At 43.5% G+C, this 20696-nt stretch carries 19 protein-coding genes; 13 read left to right on the forward strand and 6 right to left on the reverse strand.

All coding sequences use genetic code 11. From position 1 onward, the window contains the following. Positions 1–10: 10 nt before the first annotated feature. A complete protein-coding gene (locus RM544_RS04420; protein ID WP_409220099.1) occupies positions 11–2395 on the reverse strand; it encodes a Lon protease family protein in 2385 nt (794 codons plus the stop codon). 393 nt (positions 2396–2788) lie between these two features. Between RM544_RS04420 and leuS the strand changes: the two genes are divergently transcribed. The 13 genes from leuS to lipA all read left to right on the forward strand — a co-directional run bounded on the left by leuS (position 2789) and on the right by lipA (position 15881). Next, positions 2789–5413: a leucine--tRNA ligase gene (gene leuS / locus RM544_RS04425; protein WP_311360549.1), complete on the forward strand. Its 2625-nt coding sequence runs from the start codon at positions 2789–2791 to the stop codon at positions 5411–5413. A 15-nt stretch (positions 5414–5428) separates the two neighbouring features. Beyond that, positions 5429–6076, forward strand: coding sequence for an LPS-assembly lipoprotein LptE (locus tag RM544_RS04430; protein WP_311360550.1), 648 nt, complete (start codon positions 5429–5431; stop codon positions 6074–6076). Then, positions 6077–7108: a DNA polymerase III subunit delta gene (gene holA, locus RM544_RS04435; protein ID WP_311360551.1), complete on the forward strand. Its 1032-nt coding sequence runs from the start codon at positions 6077–6079 to the stop codon at positions 7106–7108. It begins immediately after the preceding gene. A 15-nt stretch (positions 7109–7123) separates the two neighbouring features. Beyond that, the gene (gene nadD, locus RM544_RS04440) at positions 7124–7813 is read left to right on the forward strand and encodes a nicotinate (nicotinamide) nucleotide adenylyltransferase (RefSeq protein WP_311360552.1); all 690 of its coding nucleotides are present in this window, start codon (positions 7124–7126) and stop codon (positions 7811–7813) included. A 15-nt stretch (positions 7814–7828) separates the two neighbouring features. Continuing rightward, a complete protein-coding gene (rsfS, locus tag RM544_RS04445; protein WP_311360553.1) occupies positions 7829–8146 on the forward strand; it encodes a ribosome silencing factor in 318 nt (105 codons plus the stop codon). A 23-nt stretch (positions 8147–8169) separates the two neighbouring features. Then, positions 8170–8640, forward strand: coding sequence for a 23S rRNA (pseudouridine(1915)-N(3))-methyltransferase RlmH (gene rlmH / locus RM544_RS04450; protein WP_311360554.1), 471 nt, complete (start codon positions 8170–8172; stop codon positions 8638–8640). A 13-nt stretch (positions 8641–8653) separates the two neighbouring features. Next, positions 8654–10588: a penicillin-binding protein 2 gene (gene mrdA, locus RM544_RS04455; protein ID WP_311360555.1), complete on the forward strand. Its 1935-nt coding sequence runs from the start codon at positions 8654–8656 to the stop codon at positions 10586–10588. After that, positions 10578–11690 (forward strand): rod shape-determining protein RodA, encoded by a 1113-nt coding sequence (gene rodA, locus RM544_RS04460; protein ID WP_311360556.1) that lies wholly within the window; start codon positions 10578–10580, stop codon positions 11688–11690. Before mrdA ends, rodA begins: the two co-directional genes overlap by 11 nt. Before the next feature lie 32 nt (positions 11691–11722). Next, positions 11723–12676 carry a septal ring lytic transglycosylase RlpA family protein gene (locus RM544_RS04465; RefSeq protein WP_311360557.1) on the forward strand — a complete coding sequence of 318 codons (954 nt, stop codon included), beginning with the start codon at positions 11723–11725 and terminating at the stop codon, positions 12674–12676. A gap of 166 nt (positions 12677–12842) precedes the next feature. Continuing rightward, entirely contained in the window at positions 12843–13997 is a 1155-nt protein-coding gene (locus RM544_RS04470; RefSeq protein WP_311360558.1) for a serine hydrolase, read from the forward strand. Positions 13998–14004: 7 nt separating this feature from the next. Next, the gene (gene ybeD, locus RM544_RS04475) at positions 14005–14268 is read left to right on the forward strand and encodes a DUF493 family protein YbeD (protein ID WP_311360559.1); all 264 of its coding nucleotides are present in this window, start codon (positions 14005–14007) and stop codon (positions 14266–14268) included. A 1-nt stretch (position 14269) separates the two neighbouring features. Beyond that, positions 14270–14926: a lipoyl(octanoyl) transferase LipB gene (lipB, locus tag RM544_RS04480; protein ID WP_311360560.1), complete on the forward strand. Its 657-nt coding sequence runs from the start codon at positions 14270–14272 to the stop codon at positions 14924–14926. Then, the gene (lipA, locus tag RM544_RS04485) at positions 14919–15881 is read left to right on the forward strand and encodes a lipoyl synthase (RefSeq protein WP_311360561.1); all 963 of its coding nucleotides are present in this window, start codon (positions 14919–14921) and stop codon (positions 15879–15881) included. Before lipB ends, lipA begins: the two co-directional genes overlap by 8 nt. Positions 15882–15888: 7 nt before the next feature. Here lipA and RM544_RS04490 read toward each other — a convergent pair whose 3' ends face one another. The 5 genes from RM544_RS04490 to ansA form a co-directional block, all read right to left on the reverse strand. Further along, entirely contained in the window at positions 15889–16323 is a 435-nt protein-coding gene (locus tag RM544_RS04490; protein WP_311360562.1) for a DUF3592 domain-containing protein, read from the reverse strand. Positions 16324–16435: 112 nt separating this feature from the next. After that, complete coding sequence (cydB, locus tag RM544_RS04495; RefSeq protein ID WP_311360563.1) at positions 16436–17443, reverse strand: cytochrome d ubiquinol oxidase subunit II; 1008 nt, start codon at positions 17441–17443, stop codon at positions 16436–16438. 1 nt (position 17444) lies between these two features. Next, the gene (locus RM544_RS04500; protein WP_311360564.1) at positions 17445–18827 is read right to left on the reverse strand and encodes a cytochrome ubiquinol oxidase subunit I; all 1383 of its coding nucleotides are present in this window, start codon (positions 18825–18827) and stop codon (positions 17445–17447) included. 87 nt (positions 18828–18914) lie between these two features. Next, positions 18915–19466 carry a GbsR/MarR family transcriptional regulator gene (locus RM544_RS04505; protein ID WP_311360565.1) on the reverse strand — a complete coding sequence of 184 codons (552 nt, stop codon included), beginning with the start codon at positions 19464–19466 and terminating at the stop codon, positions 18915–18917. Positions 19467–19613: 147 nt separating this feature from the next. Then, positions 19614–20648 carry an asparaginase gene (gene ansA, locus RM544_RS04510; protein WP_311360566.1) on the reverse strand — a complete coding sequence of 345 codons (1035 nt, stop codon included), beginning with the start codon at positions 20646–20648 and terminating at the stop codon, positions 19614–19616. Between the last annotated feature and the right edge of the window lie 48 nt (positions 20649–20696).

The raw sequence follows: 20696 nt of genomic DNA on the forward strand, positions 1-20696 counted from the left end.
AAACCAAGAGTTACTCGTCACCGCCACCATTGACTATGTTCGCAATGTTGTACAGGCGATTGACGGCAAGATAGTGGATGCTTTTCTTAGGATAGCGCGACTTCGTATTTAGTTCGCCAGCTTCTCTATCCATCAGTATCGATAAAGTTTCGTCAACCGTGCTCGCGGCATAGATATGAAATAGGCCTTGCTCTACGGCTTGAATAATTTCGTTATCTAACATCAGATTGAGTGAGTTAGACTTGGGAATAATAACACCTTGTTTGCCGTTCAAGCCACGCTGCAAACAGAGTGAAAAGTAACCTTCCACTTTTTCATTCACACCACCTACGGCTTGTACTTCACCATACTGATTGATCGAGCCAGTTACCGCTATTCCCTGCTGAACAGGTACTTCGGTTAACGCAGAAATTAACGCTACAAGCTCCCCCAGCGAGGCGCTATCGCCATCGATATAACCATACGATTGTTCCAACGCAATATTCGCCGACAGGGTTAGAGGGAAAAACTGCGCATACTTATGTCCCAAGTAACCTGTCAGTAACATGACGCCTTTGGAATGAATGGACTGCCCTAATTCTACTTCGCGCTCGATATCAACCACACCATTACTTCCTGCATAAACAGTTGCGGTTATCCGAGCAGGTGTACCGAAGGCGGTATCTCCGACTTCTAATACAGTAAGACCGTTGACTTTACCTACCGCTTCACCTTCAGTGGCAATCAGTACATGACCCTCTTTGATATCTTCAAGAAGTGACTCACTGACTCTGCCTGTGCGATTTTTCTTAGCTGCCAATGCTGATTCAATATGAATGGCGTCGAGAACTTGTTCCCCTGCTTGTGTGCAGAAATAATTCGCTTCGTTAATCAACTCGATAACGTCGGCAAAGCGAGCGCTCAACTTGGTTTGATGCTCGGCTAAACGCAAGCTGTACTCGACTAAGCGATTAATTGCACTGGCTGATACAGATTCCAAACCAAGTTTTCGAGTATGCGCTTTAGTGCGCGCAACAAAATCATTCAGGTTTTGCTGATTTAGCGGGATCTCATGATCAAAGTCGACCAAGACTCTAAATAACTCTTTAAATTCGTCATCATAATCCTGTAAAGCGTAATAAAGCTCACGCGAACCTAAGAGGACAACTTTCACGTGCAAAGGGATCACTTGCGGGGTTTGCGTAATTGAATTCACCATCCCCACATCTTGCTGTGGTAATTCCATTTTCAACTGACTAAACTTGAGGGCTAACTTCAAAGACTCCCAAACGTAGGGTTGTTCCAGCAATTTATCTGCATCTAACAATAAATAACCACCATTCGCCTTGTGCAAAGCCCCCGGCGTAATCATTCTATAGTTTGTATAAACACTGCCCTGCACGCTGGTATACTCGATTTTACCGAACAAATTTTGATGGCTAGGGTTAGCTTCATAGACAATCGGCGCCCCCGCATCTAAAGAGTGACGCACTAGTACATTAGGCACATAGGTATCGACTAAAATTGCACGCTTATCAAAGTCTTCTTGTTTCTCTTCTTTGGACACGGGTGCGAGTAATTCCGTAACTGTATCGATCAAATGGGGCTTGAGCTGGCGTAAATGCTTTAGAATAGCAATATCGCCAGAATGCTTATGCTCTAATTCTTTCAGCAATGGCCGAATACCCTGTTCGGCGGTTTCTTGCTTTAGCTTTCTTAGTTGCTCGGCACCTTGTCGTTGCCATAGCGGGACTTCGATCAGAGCTTCACTTAAACAGTCTTCCAGTTCATCAATCAAGTCATAGTATGTTTGGCGTTCTTCATCGCCTCGTTGAGCAAAGTCTGTATCGCTCATCGGCTTACCGTCGATGATTGGTGAAAAGCTTATACTGCCGCCCTCTTCTAGTAAGGCAACACCTTTGTTTAAAGCAATTTTCTCGACCGCATCAATTGCTTTGTCATATCGCAATTCTGTCGCTCGGGTGATCGCCGCTTTTTTGCGCTGATAACTTGGATTCTCAAACACAGCAGGGAACGTATCGAGTAATTCATCAAGCAAACTTTCAATATCTTTTACGAAGCCTTTGCTCTGGTTTGTAGGTAATTGCAAAGCAATCGGCTGACGCTCATCTTCAAAATTATTAAGGTAACACCAATCATTTGGAGTCTCTTGGTGCTGTGCTTGTTGACTGATAAAACTATGTACCAAGGTATAGCGCCCTGTTGCTTGCTCACCCATTACATAAAGATTATAGCCTGTAGAATTTACGCCAAGACCAAAGCTAAGGGCTTCTTTGGCTCGATTTTGGCCAATTAAGGCAGAATCTGCTTCCGGACTTTGCATTGCGATATCGAGCTCTTCTGTGGACAAGGCAGAGTTTAGCTCTGAAGCTGATATGGATAGTTGTTGTCGCATTTTAGCTAGCGTCGATATCGGTAGTGGCATGTGTATTCTTTTAATTAAGGCTGCATTCTTAAGCTTTTACGCTCATGTTATTCAGGTTTTCACTTAGGACTCAAGGTCAGTTGCTCAAAAAACCAACTGCGGATACTCTTTGTGAAAATAGCTTCATCTGCAATGGTAGAGGAAGTGCTAAGAAAATTCTTCAGTTTTATCTGCTAATGAAGATTTATTTCTTCATTTCAATTTTCGTGTGTTGTTCTATGCTCAGCGGTTTCCTTGCAGTGTGCCAGCATTATGACCTCAACTCGGCACAAAGTTTCTTTGCTTATTCTATTGTCGTTCAACCCCTCAACAAGGTATTCTATAAGGCAGAAAATAACAATAAGCCCAGAGATTTAGATTTACATGGCCAATACAGACCAAAACGAAGTGCAATACAACCCTCAAGAAGTAGAAAAAGCAGCTCAATCCCACTGGGAAGAAACGCAAGTATTTACTGCGAAACAAGATGACAATAGAGAAAAGTTCTATTGTATGTCGATGTTCCCTTATCCAAGTGGTCGACTGCACATGGGCCATGTGCGAAATTACACCATTGGCGATGTGGTCAGTCGCTTCCACCGTATGCAAGGCAAGAATGTTTTGCAACCAATGGGCTGGGATGCGTTTGGTCTTCCAGCCGAAAACGCCGCTATTGATAACAAAACAGCACCAGCGAAATGGACCTATCAAAACATTGAGTACATGAAGACACAGCTTAACTCGTTGGGTTTTGGTTACGATTGGAGCCGTGAGTTAGCAACGTGTAAGCAAGACTATTATCGCTGGGAACAATGGTTCTTCACTCGCTTGTTCGACAAAGGTTTAGTGTATAAGAAGAATGCCACTGTTAACTGGGACCCGATTGATCAGACAGTCTTGGCAAATGAACAAGTCATTGATGGACGTGGCTGGCGCTCTGGGGCAGAAGTCGAGCAAAAAGAGATCCCTCAATGGTTTATTAAAATCACTGACTACGCCGACCAGTTGCTCGCCGACCTTGATAAGCTCAGCGATTGGCCGCAACAAGTTGTAACCGCCCAACGTAACTGGATTGGTCGTTCAGAGGGCGTTGATGTTACTTTTGATCTAGTCACTGAAACAGCTGGCTTAACGCAAGTTGAAGTATATACGACTCGTCCTGACACACTTTATGGCGTGTCATATTTGGCGGTTGCAGCACAACATCCTATCGCTCTAGAAGCTGCAAAATCTACTCCTGAAATCGCCGCTTTCATTGAAGAATGTAAGAATACCAAAACAACTGAAGCTGATATGGCGACGATGGAAAAGAAAGGTATGCCAACAGGGGTTGAAGTCATTCACCCTCTCACTGGTGAAAAACTACCGATCTGGATCGCTAACTTTGTGTTAATGAGTTATGGCTCGGGTGCGGTAATGTCGGTACCTGCGCACGATCAGCGAGACTGGGAATTTGCAACAAAGTACGATCTACCCATCTTACAAGTGGTTGAGTTCAAAGCAGAAGACGCCGAAACCGCCAACATCAAGGAAAGCGCATATACAGAGAAGAACAACTTAGTAAACTCTGGTGAATATAGCGGACTTTCATTCCAAGCTGGCTTCGATGCTATTGCTGAAAAACTTGCCAGTTTAGGTTTGGGTAAAAAGAGTACGAACTATCGCTTACGTGATTGGGGTGTATCGAGACAACGCTATTGGGGTGCACCTATTCCAGTGGTAAACGACGAAGCTGGTAATTCTTATGCGGTTAATGCAGAAGACCTGCCTGTTGTCCTGCCTGAAGACGTTGTTATGGACGGTGTTACATCTCCTATCAAAGCAGATCCTGAATGGGCAAAAGCGACTCACAATGGCATGCCGGTTACACGAGAAACAGACACCTTCGATACCTTCATGGAATCATCTTGGTATTACGCTCGTTATGCTTCGGCCCCAAATGATGCAATGTTAAATCCAAATGAAGCCAATTACTGGTTGCCAGTAGACCAATACATTGGTGGTATTGAACATGCGATATTACATTTATTGTATGCACGCTTTTTCCATAAACTACTGCGTGACGAAGGCTTAGTAAGTAGTGATGAACCTTTCAAAAAGCTACTTTGTCAGGGCATGGTCTTAGCAGATGCATTTTTCAATAAAGATGAAAAAGGGAAAGAAATTTGGCATGCACCGAAAGACGTTACAGTTGAGAAAGATGATAAAGGACGCATTGTAAAAGCCTACTTAGCTGACGGTACTGAAGTGCAACATGGCGGCATGATAAAAATGTCGAAGTCGAAAAATAACGGTATCGATCCTCAGTCAGTGATTGATATTTACGGGGCGGACACTATTCGTCTATTTACGATGTTTGCAGCGCCACCTGAGCAAACACTTGAGTGGATAGATTCCGGTGTCGAAGGCTCCAATCGCTTCTTGAAACGTCTATGGCGATTAGCTCATGAGCACTTCAGCGCATGTAAAGAAGCGGGAGCTGCACCAAGCCTGCAGCTTGATGCTTTGAGTAAATCTCAGAAAGCTTTAAGACGTGAAATTCATCAAACTATTGAAAAGGTGACGGACGATATAGGTCGTCGACAAACGTTTAATACGGCCGTTGCAAAAGTAATGGAGCTATTAAATAACCTGCAAAAAGCAAACGTTGAAGACGATCAGGACTTAGCATTGCAAAGAGAGGGTATTATGGCCATGATCCAACTGCTCAACCCAATCACACCGCATATCTGCGAACAATTATGGCACTTGCTAGATGGTGAAGGTGAATTACAAACATCTGCATGGCCAGAAGTAGATAAAGCAGCTTTAGTTGAAGATGAGAAGCTGATTGTCGTGCAAGTTAATGGCAAGGTACGCGCAAAGATGACGCTAGCCGCGGATATCTCAAGCGAAGACGCCCAAGCCGCTGCACTAGCGCAAGAAAATGTTCAAGCGTTTATTGAAGGCAAAACGGTAAGAAAAGTTATTTATATTGCCGGTAAACTCGTCAACATCGTTGCCAACTAAAGGTATACATCTAATATGCTTAATCATATAGGCAATACACAAGAGAAAGACAGTTTGCTTCAGCAAACCAGTCTTTCTTTTTGCGCGCTATTCTCTAAAGTGAAAATTGCCTTTGTCCTGGTGATATTTGTGCTAACTCTGCAAGGTTGCGGTTTCAAGCTTCGCGGCTCACAAGCCTTACCCAGTTTCTTAAACAATGTGGTTATTTTGTCGCAGTTTGATTACTTACCCCTTGCTAGAGCCTTAGATGACCGCCTACCGGTTTACCAGTTGAACAGTATTGTAGGTGAGAAAACGATCCCAAGTGGCATTGAGCCAACAACCGTCGTATTAATAAAGCTGCAGCCTGAGGGCTTAGAGCGCCGCCTACTCTCCGTTTTTTCAACAGGCCAAGTTGCTGAGTATGAGTTAATTTATTCGGTAGAATACGAAGTCATTTTTCCTTTTGCTGAACCCATACAGTCGAAAATGATTGTCGCACGCGAATATCAAGACGACCCTGATCAAGTGTTGGCTAAATCGCGAGAGCTCGACCTCGTATTAGACCAAATGCGTCAAGAATCAGCGGACCGCATCATTCGTCTTCTTTCAAGCCAATACACTGAAGCACTGAGTTCAATCGAAGATAGAAAGGCCAGAGCAATTCAGAGCAGAGATAATTAAATGCAGGTATATCCCAACCGTTTTGAACAGCATGTTCAACAACAAGGACTTAGCCCCTTTATTTTGATCTTTGGCGACGAGCCTCAACAAAAACTAGATATGATTGATTGCGTTCGAGCACACGTCAAAACGCAAGGGTTTGAAGAGCGACAAACCTTAGTAGCAGATACCGATTTCAGTTGGTCACAATTGATTGATGCCACTCAAACAATGTCATTATTTTCTGACAAGCAATACATTGAATTAACCTTACCGACGGGTAAGCCTGGCGCTGAAGGCAGTAAAGTACTGACAGCCATAAGTGAAAATCCTTCTCCAGATACAATAATTTTAATCCAAGGTCCCAAAATTGGTAAAGATGTTCAAAAGGCGAAGTGGTTTAAAGCCCTAGATAGCAAAGGCATGTTTTCTCACTGCTACCCACTTGAAGGCAAACAATTGCAGCAATGGGTGCAACAACGGTGCCGCGAACAACAAGTCAACGTTACCCCTGCTGGTATGGCAATGATTTGTGACTTTAGTGAAGGAAACCTGTTAGCTGCCAAACAAGAAATAGAAAAGCTATCCTTGATGTATGGAGACTCTGGTCAAACAGTGGATGAGAAAATGTTGGCCAATAGTATGGTCGATCAATCTCGTTTCACGGTTTTTCAATTTATCGATGATTTACTTGCTGGTGATATGCAAAAGGCGATAAAAATTCTCTATCGCTTGGAAAGTGAAGGTGTTGAGCCGAATATTATTTTATGGAGTCTCATTAAAGAGGCGCAAACCTTACTAGAATGCAAATCGATGCAAAGCTTGGAAGGTAATATCAACTTTAATAAAATGCGGATTTGGCAAAGTAAACAAGGCCTGTATCGAAGCGCTCTGCAAAGATTGTCAGACGCAGATTTACAGTTAATGATGACGCATTTACAACAAGCCGATCTTATTCTGAAAAGTGAACAAACTCGAAAGCCATTTATACTACTGAGTCATTTAGCTGTCATGTTCATGCCTGCACCTTTGCAGCATTTGCCATTACGCTAATAAAATAGGCCACCTATGCCCTATTCTGAGCCGAACTCCGCAACATTAACGCCGACCGCTATTTTCGGTGGCATGTTTAATCCCCCGCACTTTGGCCATTTGCATCCATTGCAAGACGCATTGAACCTATTGTCTTTAAACAAGCTCGCATTGATGCCTTGTCATATTCCGCCGCACAAAGTAACACCAGAGGTGAGCACAGAGCATCGACTTGCGATGCTTGCTTTGTTATGCGCGGAAGACCGTCGCTTTTGTATTGAAGATATCGAAATACGCTCAAACAAAACAAGTTATACAGTTGAAACCCTTAAGCAATTGAAAAAAAGAACACAATCGCCTCTTTGGTTATTCATGGGCACTGACTCATTCAATAGTTTACGTTCATGGCATCAGTGGCAGTCACTTATTCAATTGTGTAACATTTTCGTGTTAAAGCGTGGTAGAGAAGCACTACTGCACTTTCCAGAAATATCAGAGTATATGGACTGTAGCGCTAAAAAACCCCTAAATGAAGCGCAGTTACTCAGTTTACACACACAAACTGGTAAGGTAGTTGCATTGGAAACGAAGTTGCTGAATGTCTCCTCAACTCAAATAAGAAACGAAATTCGTACTCGAAATGAGTCTGAAGCAAAAATCAGCGAAGCATTGTTGCCTGAATCGGTGTTAAACTATATCCATAAACACCATTTGTATGAATCATAAACGATAGGAATCAACTTGAACCAAAGTGAAATCGTAAAATTCGTCGTCGACAAACTAGACGACATGAAAGCTAGAGACATCATTGAAATAAACGTAGAAGATAAATCCACGATAACTGACATGCTTATTGTCTGTTCGGGAAATTCTAAACGCCACGTGTCATCCATTGCCGAGAACTTAGTCGTTGAAATGAAAGCGGCTGAAATGCCTCCCCTTTCTGTAGAAGGTAAAGAAAGCGGTGAATGGGTGCTAGTCGACCTAGGTGATGTTGTTGTGCATGTCATGCAGGATGAAACGCGCGACTTTTATCAACTCGAAAAGCTTTGGCAATAGCCTAGTCAAATCTGGCTGTCACTATGCAAATTCAAATTGTCGCGGTAGGGAACAAAATGCCCAATTGGGTTGTCGAAGGCACGAATGAGTATATTCGACGCTTCCCTAGAGATATGCCAGTGTCCTTCTTAGAAGTCACTCCTGGTAAACGCGGCAAAAATGCAGATGTGCAAAGAATTCTGTATGAAGAAGGGCAACGTTGTTTACAACAGATACCAAAGGGAAACAAAGTAGTGACTTTGGAAGTGTTGGGTAAACCCCTCTCTACACCGCAATTAGCCAAAGAGTTGGACAAGTGGAAAATGGACGGGCGCGATATCAGTTTATTGATTGGCGGTCCCGAAGGCCTATCACCTGAGTGTCAACAAGCTTCAGAACAACGCTGGTCTTTGTCTAACTTAACGCTACCCCATCCAATGGTTAGGGTTATCGTCGCAGAGAGTTTATACCGAGCATGGTCTGTCACACAAAATCACCCTTACCATAGAGAGTGAGTAGAAAAGCATAATGCCACAAAAGCGCCAAACGATACGCGACCACACTGCAGAAGCGAATTTATTTGCCCGTAGAACGGTAGTGGCGATTGTCTTTGTTTCATTGCTGATGCTGGTCATTATTATCAACTTGTATAAATTGCAAGTTACCCAATATGAAGATTATCAAACTCGTTCAAACGGTAACCGAATTCAAGTATTGCCAGTGGCGCCTAATCGAGGCCTCATTTACGACAGAAATGGTGTTATTTTGGCTGAGAACAAACCCGTTTTCAGCCTGGAGATTACGCCTGAAAAAGTAGACGAACTCGACGAAACACTGGAACAGCTATCCGCTTTAATGTCATTGACTGACGCCGAGGTCAATGCATTTAAGAAACAAATGAAGCAACAACGTCGTTTTAAACCGATTTCTATTCGACAACAACTTTCACACGACGACGTAGCGTTGTTTTCAGCAAAGCAGCATCAGTTCCCGGGTGTCAGCATCGAAGCCCGTTTATCTCGATACTATCCTTTCAAAGATACGCTTACACATATGCTAGGTTACGTCGCTAAGATCAATAAAAAAGACTTAGAAAAGCTCGGACAAAGCGAGCAACTGTCGAACTATGCTGCAACACATGACATAGGAAGACAAGGTGTTGAGCGTTTCCATGAAGAAACACTGCATGGCAAAGTAGGATACCAGCAAGTAGAGGTGAATAACCGTGGGCGTATTATTCGGGTATTGAGCTTCGACCCTCCTACTCCGGGTAGAGACATCGTACTTAATATAGATATTAATTTACAAAAGAAAGCTCAAGAAGTACTGGCTGGCCGCAGAGGTTCGGTGGTTATCACCGATCCCAAAACTGGCGGTGTCATGGCCTTGTATAGCAGCCCAAGCTACGACCCTAATTTGTTCGTTCATGGTATAAGTACCAAAGATTATTCTAAACTTCTGCAATCAAAAGACAGTCCACTCCTTAACAGAGCAACACAAGGCCGGTATCCCCCTGCCTCTACAATCAAGCCTCACCTCGCTTTGCTTGGCTTAGAAACCGGCGAAATTGACGAGACCACGACAATTAAAGACCGCGGTACATATCGATTGAAAAACGTTGACCATGTTTGGCGTGACTGGAAAAAATGGGGACACGGCGACGTAGATGTCACTAAGTCGGTCGAAGTATCTTGTGATACGTTCTATTATGATTTGGCCTTTAAATTGGGCATAGATCGTATCAGTGATAGCATGAAGCAGTTTGGCTTTGGTAGCCGTACTGGTATTGATTTGCATGAAGAGTCTGGCGCCAATATGCCTAGTCGTGGCTGGAAACGTGCCAGGTTCGGAGAGCCTTGGTATATCGGTGATACGATTCCCGTAGGGATTGGACAAAGTTTCTGGAATGCGACGCCGCTACAACTCGCTCAATCACTCAATTTCCTTGTGAACAAAGGTGAAAAACACACCCCTCGTTTAATTCAGGGCTACATGGTTGAAGGCGCTGTCGATCCAATTCCCGTGGTAATGCAAGAACCGATACAAATGATCGATGAAAAGAACTGGGACATTATACTCGATTCACTATATGGAACGGTGAACCGAGAGCATGGAACAGCGCATACTGCATTTAGAGGGACCGATTATGTTTCAGCCGGTAAAACTGGTACAGCACAGTTATTTTCTGTTGCTCAAGACGCTGAATATGAAGAAGAGAACGTTTCTGCTCGTTTGCGAGACAACGCCATGTACGTAGGTTACGCGCCCTACTCTGAGCCTGAAATTAGTTTATCTGTAGTCATTGAAAATGCTGGCGGCGGCAGTTCTAATGCAGCACCGGCCGCTCGCACGATAATGGATTATTACTTCAGTGAAATTAAAGCAAAAGGTATTGCACAAAAGGCAAATAGCACAGCTCCTGACAACGTCAGTATTGTGAGTGGAGTCAGTAGTGGCAACTAAATTTACAACCGTAAAAACCACTTTTCTGGAACGCCTTCACATCGATGGCTTTTTATTGTTCGCCTTACTGTGCCTGATGGGCATTGGTTTAGTCACAATCTACAGTTCGGGTGGCCAAGATTGGGACTTAGTCACTCGTCAGTTCACACGCCTAGGTATTGCATTGTTAGTGATGGTTGTCTTGGCGCAAATACCACCGATGGCCTATCGAAGACTGGCTATTTATTTTTATGGTTTTGGGCTGATCATGCTACTCGGGGTTCTATTCTTTGGGGTTGTGGGTAAAGGTGCACAACGCTGGCTAGATCTTGGCATTATCCGGTTTCAGCCGTCTGAGGTAATGAAACTTGCTGTGCCGTTAATGATTGCTTGGTATATCAGCAAGTTCAACCTGCCGCCACGTACCCGCAATATTGCAATCGGCTTCATTATCGTTTTTATACCCACCATCTTAATTGCTAAACAACCCGATTTAGGTACCAGTTTATTAGTAGCAAGCTCTGGTATCTTCGCACTTTTTCTCTCCGGAATGACATGGCGCTTAATCTCAGTGATAAGCATTATGGCGAGCTTGTTCGCGCCGATAATGTGGATATTTCTCATGCAGGGTTATCAAAAACAAAGAGTACTCACTTTTTTGAATCCTGAAAGCGATCCATGGGGATCTGGTTACCACATTATTCAATCTAAAATCGCGATAGGCTCTGGTGGAGTCAGTGGTAAAGGTTGGTTGCAAGGTACTCAATCTCAATTAGAATTTCTACCAGAGCGGCACACTGATTTTATCTTTGCTGTTTTCAGCGAGGAGTTTGGTCTGATTGGCGTAATCGGTCTATTGTTTATTTATATGTGTATTATTATCCGGGGCATGATGATTGCGAACTTAGCCCAAGATGCATTTAGTAAATTACTGGCAGGCAGTATCACCCTGACCTTTTTTGTTTATGTATTCGTAAACATGGGCATGGTATCTGGCTTGCTGCCAGTGGTGGGTGTTCCTCTTCCCCTTGTGAGCTACGGTGGAACATCAATGGTGACTCTGCTGGCTGGATTTGGTATTTTAATGTCAATCAGTACACAAAAACGACTGATGTCGAGATAAATTTATAATAATAACTCAAAAGTGACAATGGAATGAACGCGCTAAATAGACACTTGTGCTTATGTTTGATGGGCTTGAGCTTGTTCGCCTGTGAGTCAAACAATAGTAGCCGCTACACCCAAAAACAAGATAGTGCTCCACAGTTTCGCTATGGAGAACTCGAACTTGAAGATGCCGTACCTCGGTATGAGCCCTATGCGCCGGCAAATAGCAGGCCCTATACTGTATTTGGTGAATACTATACGCCGATGTTTACAGGGAAAGGGTTTGTGGAAGTTGGCGGTGCATCTTGGTATGGACAGAAATTTCATGGCCATTTAACTTCCAATGGCGAAATTTACGATATGTTCGAAATGACCGCCGCACACAAAACATTGCCTCTACCTTCTTTCGTGAAAGTCACTAATTTAGACAATAATAAAACGACGATCGTACGAGTAAATGATCGCGGCCCTTTTCATCCCGACCGCGTGATTGATTTGAGTTATGCCGCTGCGAAAAAACTAGACGTGATTTCCCACGGGGTCGCAAATGTGAAGATTGAAGTCATCCATATTGATGAAAATGGCATCATGACAGTAGGCAATGGCGAACCACAACAACCACAAGTGCCTCCATCGATCGCTGCACCAAATCAAAAACGAACCGCATTAGCAGCCCAAGCTGAACCCAAATCAAACGATAATAATAGAGTTGACCTCGCTCCCGCAAAGGCACTTAGCCCTAGCCTATTGGCTACCGAAAGACCTAGTTTAGATGAGTTATTTGTGCAAGTGGGTGCATTTTCAAATCAAGAGGCAGTCATCGAATTATCCGAAGGTTTAAGTCGCTTATATCAAGTACCTGCCGACACGCCTTTAATAGATAATGTGTACCGATTACGTTTAGGGCCATTAAAAAATGAACAAAAGGCCGAAAAACTTATCGAAGAATTGAAAAATATTGGATTTGATAATGCCTTTCCTCTCGTCGTGCCAGCAGATTAAACAATAAATCCTGTATTGCACTAGTAGTCGGTGGGTAGAATGTTATAAAATCCACAGTTAACAAATCATGAATGAAAAGCTGTATTCGTCATCATAAAAATAATAAAGGCGGGTAAGTCAGGCAATTCATATCAAAATGATAAACCACAAACCAACGGTTGAATAAATGCGCTTAAAAATAGTTTCTACGTTACTCCTTGCCGCGACTTGCTTTTTAGCTAACGCTGCGATTGTTATCCCTCCACCACCGAGTGTTGCCGCCGGCGGCTTTATGCTAATGGACCACAACACCGGTCACGTTATTGCTGAAAAAAATATTGATATGCGTCTTGCTCCAGCAAGTTTGACGAAAATCATGACAATCTATGTCATCGGAAAAGAAATCAAAGCTGGCAACATAAGCCTTGATGACATGGTGACAATTTCTGAGAATGCTTGGGCGAAAAACTTCCCAGATTCTTCAAAAATGTTTATCGAAGTAGGTACAAAAGTCTCCGTTCGTGAATTACTCAACGGTATAGTTGTGCAATCAGGTAACGATGCTTGTGTGGCGATGGCTGAACACATCGCAGGAAGCGAAGACGCTTTTGCTAGTATGATGAACGCACACGCCCAAAGCCTGGGCATGAGCGCGAGTAATTTTGTGAACAGTCATGGCCTACACGACCCTGACCACTACACTTCACCTCGTGACATGGCGACCCTATCTTCTGCGTTAATTTCTGAATTACCTGAAGCCTACGCTTTGTATAGCATTAAAGAGTTTACGTATAACGGCATTAAGCAATTTAATCGAAATAGTTTGCTATGGGACAAAAGCCTTAATGTAGATGGCATTAAAACGGGTCACACCTCTGACGCAGGCTACAGCTTAATTACTTCTGCAACTCAAGGTGATATGCGCCTGATATCGGTTGTTATGGGCACAGACAGTGAGCGCTCTAGAAAGGTGGAAAACAAAAAGCTGCTGCGTTATGGTTTCCGCTTCTATGAATCAGTCACGCCATACCAAGCCGGTGATAGCTTCGTTGCTCACCGCATTTACATGGGTGATCGTGAAACGGTCGACTTAGGTTTAAATCAGTCCACTCCTATCACTATCCCTCGTGGCCAAGTTGACAAATTAAAAGCCCATTTCGAGCTTAGCGAAAGCTTAGAAGCACCGATTGCCAAAGGCCAGGTCGTTGGTAAGTTGTTTCTGCAGCTTGAAGGCGAAAATGTGGCGACTTACCCTTTAGTCACACTACATGAAGTAGAGGAAGGTGGCTTCTTTGATAAAGCAATGGATTGGGTATCTCTTAAATTAGGTTTCGAAGATTAATATGACGATGGATACAAAGTTCGATGAACTCCTAGACTTTCCTTGTTTACAAACATTTAAAGTCATGGGTGTGGCGCACCCAACGCTACCTGAGGTTGTTGTAACACGTTTGCAAGAGTTAGCGCCAGGCGACTATTCGCCTAGCGTTAAGCCTTCAAGCAAAGGGACTTATCACTCTATGTCACTCAGTGTGAAGGTAGAAAGCAAAGACCATATGGAAACCATTTACACAGAGTTGTCAAAACTCGAGTTAGTACGAGTGGTTCTGTAGCTTGAGTGAATCGACACTCCCTACTATCGTGCGTCAATTAGGTAGGAAAGAATATACGCCTACTTGGCAAGCTATGCAGAAATTTACTGACGAGCGTAATGAGCATACTCCTGATGAAATTTGGTTAGTTGAACATCCACCTGTATTTACTCAAGGCCAAGCAGGCAAGTCAGAGCATATCCTAGCGGCTGGAGATATTCCGGTAGTGCAAGTTGACCGCGGTGGTCAAGTGACCTATCACGGTCCTGGACAACAAATGCTGTATATTCTCATTGACGTTCGACGTAATAAATTAGGTGTTCGTCACTTGGTCAGCGCATTAGAAGATAGTATTGTCGCGCTGATGGCCGACTATGACGTTAAAGCCTACGCAAAGAAAGACGCACCTGGTGTTTATGTAGACGAAAAGAAGTTATGTTCTGTTGGCCTGCGCATACGTAAAGGATGTTCATTTCATGGTTTAGCCTTAAATGTTAATATGGACCTGAGTCCTTTTCAACGAATAAACCCTTGCGGATACGCGGGAATGGAAATGGTGAATAGTATCAGCCTAGGTGGCCCGGAAAGTTTATCGCAAGCAGGTCCACAATTAGTTGAACATTTTTGTACTCTTTTGGGTATTAAGCACAAAGAATTTAGAGAAGGTGACGATGAATAATACACGTCCACAAGCTGGTGTAAAATTAAGAGATGATGAGAAAGTTAAACACATTCCCATCACAATTGTCCCCACCGAAAAAGAACAAATGCTACGAAAGCCTGAATGGATTAAAATCAAGCTTCCTCGCACCACTGATCGCATAGAACATATTAAAGCGACCTTACGTAAAAATAAGCTACATTCGGTATGTGAAGAAGCGAGTTGCCCTAATTTAGCAGAGTGCTTTAACCACGGTACAGCAACCTTTATGATCTTGGGTGATATCTGTACTCGTCGTTGCCCTTTCTGCGACGTTGCTCATGGCAAGCCACTTCCACCTAGCGCGGAAGAGCCTGAAAAATTAGCCAAAACGATTGCAGAAATGGGATTGAGCTATGTCGTTATTACTTCGGTTGACCGTGATGACCTGAGAGATGGTGGCGCTCAGCACTTCGTTGATTGCATCAATGCCATTCGCGAGCACAGCCCAAGTACAAAAATTGAAGTCCTCGTTCCTGACTTTAGAGGAAGAATGGATCGTGCCTTAGAGATTTTCAAACAAGGCGTTCCTGATGTTTTCAATCATAACTTGGAAACTATTCCACGCTTGTATCGTGAATGCCGACCTGGCGCTAATTATCAGTGGTCACTTGATTTGCTGCGCAAGTTCAAAGAACAGCACCCTGATATTCCGACAAAGTCTGGCCTAATGATGGGCATGGGCGAAGAAGCGGATGAAATGCAAAAAGTACTAGATGATCTTAGAGCCCACAATGTGGACATGCTGACACTTGGTCAATACTTACAACCAAGTAAGCATCACTTCCCAGTTAAACGATATGTGCCGCCTGCAGAGTTTGATGAACTCGGCGACTACGCAAAAGGAATTGGTTTTACCCATGCTGCTTGTGGGCCGATGGTACGTTCTAGTTACCATGCTGATAAACAAGCGGCGGGTGTAGAAGTTAAATAAGAAAGGGCTATTTTGCCCTTTCTTCCTTCGCTTTTTTGATAGTAAAAAGCCACTGTGGCGTTACCACAATTAAAATGAGCAAGATGAACGGGAATAATATGGATGCAAGCGTACTAAACAATGCGTAATTCATAAGATACCCGAACTCTGGGTACTCCGTATCAAAGGCCACCGTCACAGTATCTCCTGTCGTGAGGAAGCCCGCAGCACTATAGACGTGCGCATTAACCCAGAACCAATACTTCGTATCATCATAGATGTACTCAACAAGTACTTCATGCATTTCCGGCGTATGTTGAGAAGCCGTCATATACGATGGTCTGTCTCTGGTAACACTATATTCGACGACTTCTCCGCTGACCGTTTCTGAGAATAAATAAGCAGGTAGCGCCTCTCTCCCAACAAACAAAACACTACATATCATCCCTAATAATATGCACATGCTGACATTTAATTGCCGCAGCTTTTTCTGGTAGTTCATAAAACATCCTTATAGGTACACCTCATCCTAGACTAGCAGATTTATCAGCAATTTGCCCTATGTGCTTGATTGCTTAGTAATAGCGTAAGTCCTCGGTTTTGCCTCTAAAGGTGTAGTATGAGAACACTGTGTAAGCCCCAATAAATGGCAACACAAACAAACTACCTACCAATATAATCATAAGTGATTCTGGTGCACTCGCGGCCTCAAACAAGGTAAGTTCGCCAGGCACAATGTAAGGATAGAAGCTGAAGCTTAAGCCTAAGAAACAGCACACGAATACAATCACGACAATCACAAAGGGAAGCCAAGCTCCTCGGTCGTCTTGCAGAGGAAGTCGATGCAAAACTGCGTATCCAAGTGCAAACATAGCGACACAAAGTAGCGGTATGGCGGCATAAAAATAGGCCCAAGGTAACTCTGTCCATATTTTTAAGACAGAAGGATTTATGTAGGGGTTAACCAGACAAACCGCAATAATACCGATAGCACTGACCGTACCGTAACTCTTCGCCCACATGATGGCTCTGTTTTGCAGTTCGCCCGAGGTTTTCATGATCAACCAAGTTGCCCCTATCAAACCATAGGCGGCGACCACACATAAGCCGCTAAACATGGCGAAAGCAACAGAGATCAAAGTATATTCCAAACCCATAACATACAAGCCAAGCATAAAACCTTGCATGAAAGCCGTGCCGATCGAGCCAATTTTGAATACGTAGTCCCAAATGATTTTTCGTTTGGGTTTTACTTTCGCTCTAAAATCAAAAGCTACACCACGCAGAATGAGCGCTAACAGCATGAGCGTAGCCGGTAGATAAAATGCCTTTAAAATCGCACTGTGCGCTGCTGGGAAAGCAACTAATAACAAACCTACCGCAAGTACTAACCAAGTCTCATTAGCGTCCCAGAATGGCCCTATTGAAGAAATAGAAACATCTCTACTGTGCTCATCTTGCATAGGAAGTAAAATCCCGACACCTAGGTCAAAGCCATCAAGGATCGCATATAGCAAAATAGAAACAGCGGTCAGGATGGCAAATACAAGCGGCAGACCTTGTGCTGAAAATAAGAAGTCCATTTTATACCCCTCCCGCGCTTGCATTTGCATTGAATTGATTATCTTTTCGCTCTGGTAAGCCCGGTGGTGACAAATCATATTCTTCAATTTTCACTGCACGTCTTGCCATTAAAAATAGCGTACGCACATATACAACAAGCAAGACAACATACATGGTCATGTATAGAACAAAAGTCAGTAAGACATTCTCGGAGGCTATCGTGGTCACCGCATCTGCGGTTTTCAAGACGCCGCTGACAAGATAAGGTTGACGTCCAATTTCAGTAACATACCAACCGGCTAACGTCGCAACCCAACCCGCAAAAGTCATACTAATAAGAGTCATTAGCTGGAATGTAGACATAGCGCGCTTTTTCACTAAGGTAAAGGTACACCACCAAGCGACAAGCAACATAGTAAATCCTAAGCCTACCATAAGCCTGAAGCTATAAAATACAGGAGCCACAGGTGGATGCTCGCCTGCAAAGTCATTCAAGCCTTGCAACTCACCTTCCGGATCGTGGGTTAAGATCACACTAGCAAGCTTTGGAATTTCTAGGGCGTATTTATTGCTTCGTGATTCTTCATCTGGGATCGCAAACAACACTAACGGCACGCCTTCTTGAGTTTCCCATAAGCCCTCCATTGCAGCTACCTTTTGAGGTTGATGCTCGAGCGTATTTAAGCCGTGTAAATCCCCCACAAAAACTTGCGTAGGCGCTAACAACGCAGCACTAAAGATCGCTGTTTTTAGGGTTAGTCTTGGGGCTTTTTTATTGTCACCCCGATAAATTCGATAGGCCGATAGTCCTGCGACTAAAAAACAAACAGTCAGAGCAGAAGCCAATAGCATATGAGTGAAGCGATACGGAAAAGAAGGATTAAAAATAATGGCCATCCAATCCGTAGCATAAGCTACCCCTTCCCTCATTTCGAAACCATCAGGTGTTTGCATCCATGAGTTTAGTACCAATATCCAAAAGGCCGACATCGTTGTGCCAAATGCGACGAGGAAAGTGGCGCCTGTGTGAACCCACCGAGGAACACGATGAAAGCCAAATAGCATAATGCCTAACATCGTTGCTTCTAAAAAGAATGCCGTTAACACCTCGTAGGCAAGCAAAGGTCCAGCGATGTTACCAATGGTCTCCATGAAACCGGGCCAATTGGTACCAAATTGAAAGGACATTGTAATACCGCTCACAACCCCAAGCGCGAAGGTTAAAGCGAATACTTTTACCCAGAAACGATATGCTCGCATCCATACTGGGTGATTCGATAAGTCATAGCGTACTTTGAAATAAAACAGTAACCAACCAAGTGCAATGGTGATAGTTGGAAATAGAATATGAAAGCTAATATTAGCGGCAAACTGAATTCTAGATAGTATCAGTACATCAAACATAATAGACCTCGGACACAATCGCTCTAAAAAATGGTGAGCGTGGAGAAAAAGAAAAAGGACTTATTTAAAGATTGACTAAGATTTCCTTCATTCCGACTTTTTCATTAAAAACTTATCTTTCATGTCTAAAACTTTGCCCACCCCAGAGCCCAGTTTCATTAAGGTATTCAATTTTTCAGGGCTGAGTGACTGCAGACTTTGCGTCCAGTGAGTGATATTTTCCAATAGATCATGGATTTCTGAAATCTGCTCTTGCGCATACACTTCAGATGCATTCCCGGGCTCATCGAGCATAATATCTCTAAGCAGGCTTAGGGTTGGATCCATCTCGCGCTTACGGCGCTCCTCAAAAACTCGATTGGCCATATCCCAGATAGACCCTTTGTTGCGATAGTAGTCTTTTCTATCACCGGGTTTGTGAGTTGTCGTCACCAACTGCCAAGACGCTAATTCCTTCAAGCCCATGCTCACGTTACCACGCGAAATACTGAGCGTTTCTGCAATATCATTCGCGCTCAGTGGCTCCTCAGTCATCACAAGCAAAGCATATATTTGCCCAACGGTACGATTAAAGCCCCAACGGCTGCCCATCTCACCGAAGTGCATCACAAAAGACGCTATCATGGGTGTCATTTTCACAACCAAACCTTTTGAAGTTTCAATAATTTCTGAAATTATAATACATAATTGATCTAAATCAACTAATTCATTGAGGAAATTAGGTAATTGAAGCTAGTAACTGGAAGGAATTTGGTACACGAACGCAATCAAATCAATGCGTGTTTGTTACTTACGAGAAAGCTCGCCGCGCAGGTCTTGCATCATCAGCTGTTTGCGCTTTTCTATCGGTAAATCAGCTTTACTGAGCAAATAGTGTAATTTAGCAAGTGTCGCCTCTGGTGTCATATCGCCGCCAGATATTAAGCCGGTGTCTTGCAAAATATGTCCATTCGCATACCCACTCATATTCACTTTGCCCCGGAAACACTGGGTACAATTGACGACAATAATCCCCTGCTTCTGTGCATTGACAAGTTGTTCCAATAAGCGTTCATTGTGCGGCGCATTGCCGACTCCGTAGCTTAATAATATAAGGGCATTTACTGGCTGTTGGATAATATTTTTTACCACATCTGCAGAAATACCTGGATACAAACTAACTAGACCAATAGGTTGAGATATCACTGGACTAACGCGCATTCGCGCTTGAGTTTTAAAAGAAGGGTCAGTCGCTAAACGTCTTACGTTGTCATGATTGACTTCAATATTAATACCCGCTTTCAATAGTACTGGAAAATTGGGCGAGTCGAAGGCGTCAAAACCGTCCGCATCGACTTTGCGAGCGCGATTGCCTCTTAACAGCTTGTTGTTGAAAAACAAGGTAACTTCAGGGATTGGATAATTTGCCGCAATGTATAGCGCATTGAGCAAGTTCGTTTGCCCGTCCGAACGTAATTCTGCCAATGGGATTTGGGATCCAGTCACTATGACTGGCTTTGCAAGATCCTCTAGCATGAATGACAAAGCAGATGACGTATATGCCATGGTATCAGTGCCATGCAAAATAATAAAACCATCGTAATCATCATAATGACGATCAATATCATCAGCAATCAACTGCCAGTCTGCCGGTGACATGTCACTGGAATCGAGCAGCTCATCATATTCATGGATTGTAAACGCTGGCATTTCGCTGCGTTGAAACTCTGGCATTTTGGCGAGTGTTTCACTTAAATAGCCTTCAGCCGGAACGAAGCCATTCTTAGAGGGCTTCATACCAATTGTACCGCCAGTATAAGCTACATAAATATGTTTACGCATTCTCTACTCTCATGATGCTATCAGTGCCTATTCTGCTTGCGCTTAGCT

It is taken from the genome of Brumicola blandensis, assembly GCF_031846165.1.
GTDB classification, from domain to species: domain Bacteria; phylum Pseudomonadota; class Gammaproteobacteria; order Enterobacterales; family Alteromonadaceae; genus Glaciecola; species Glaciecola blandensis.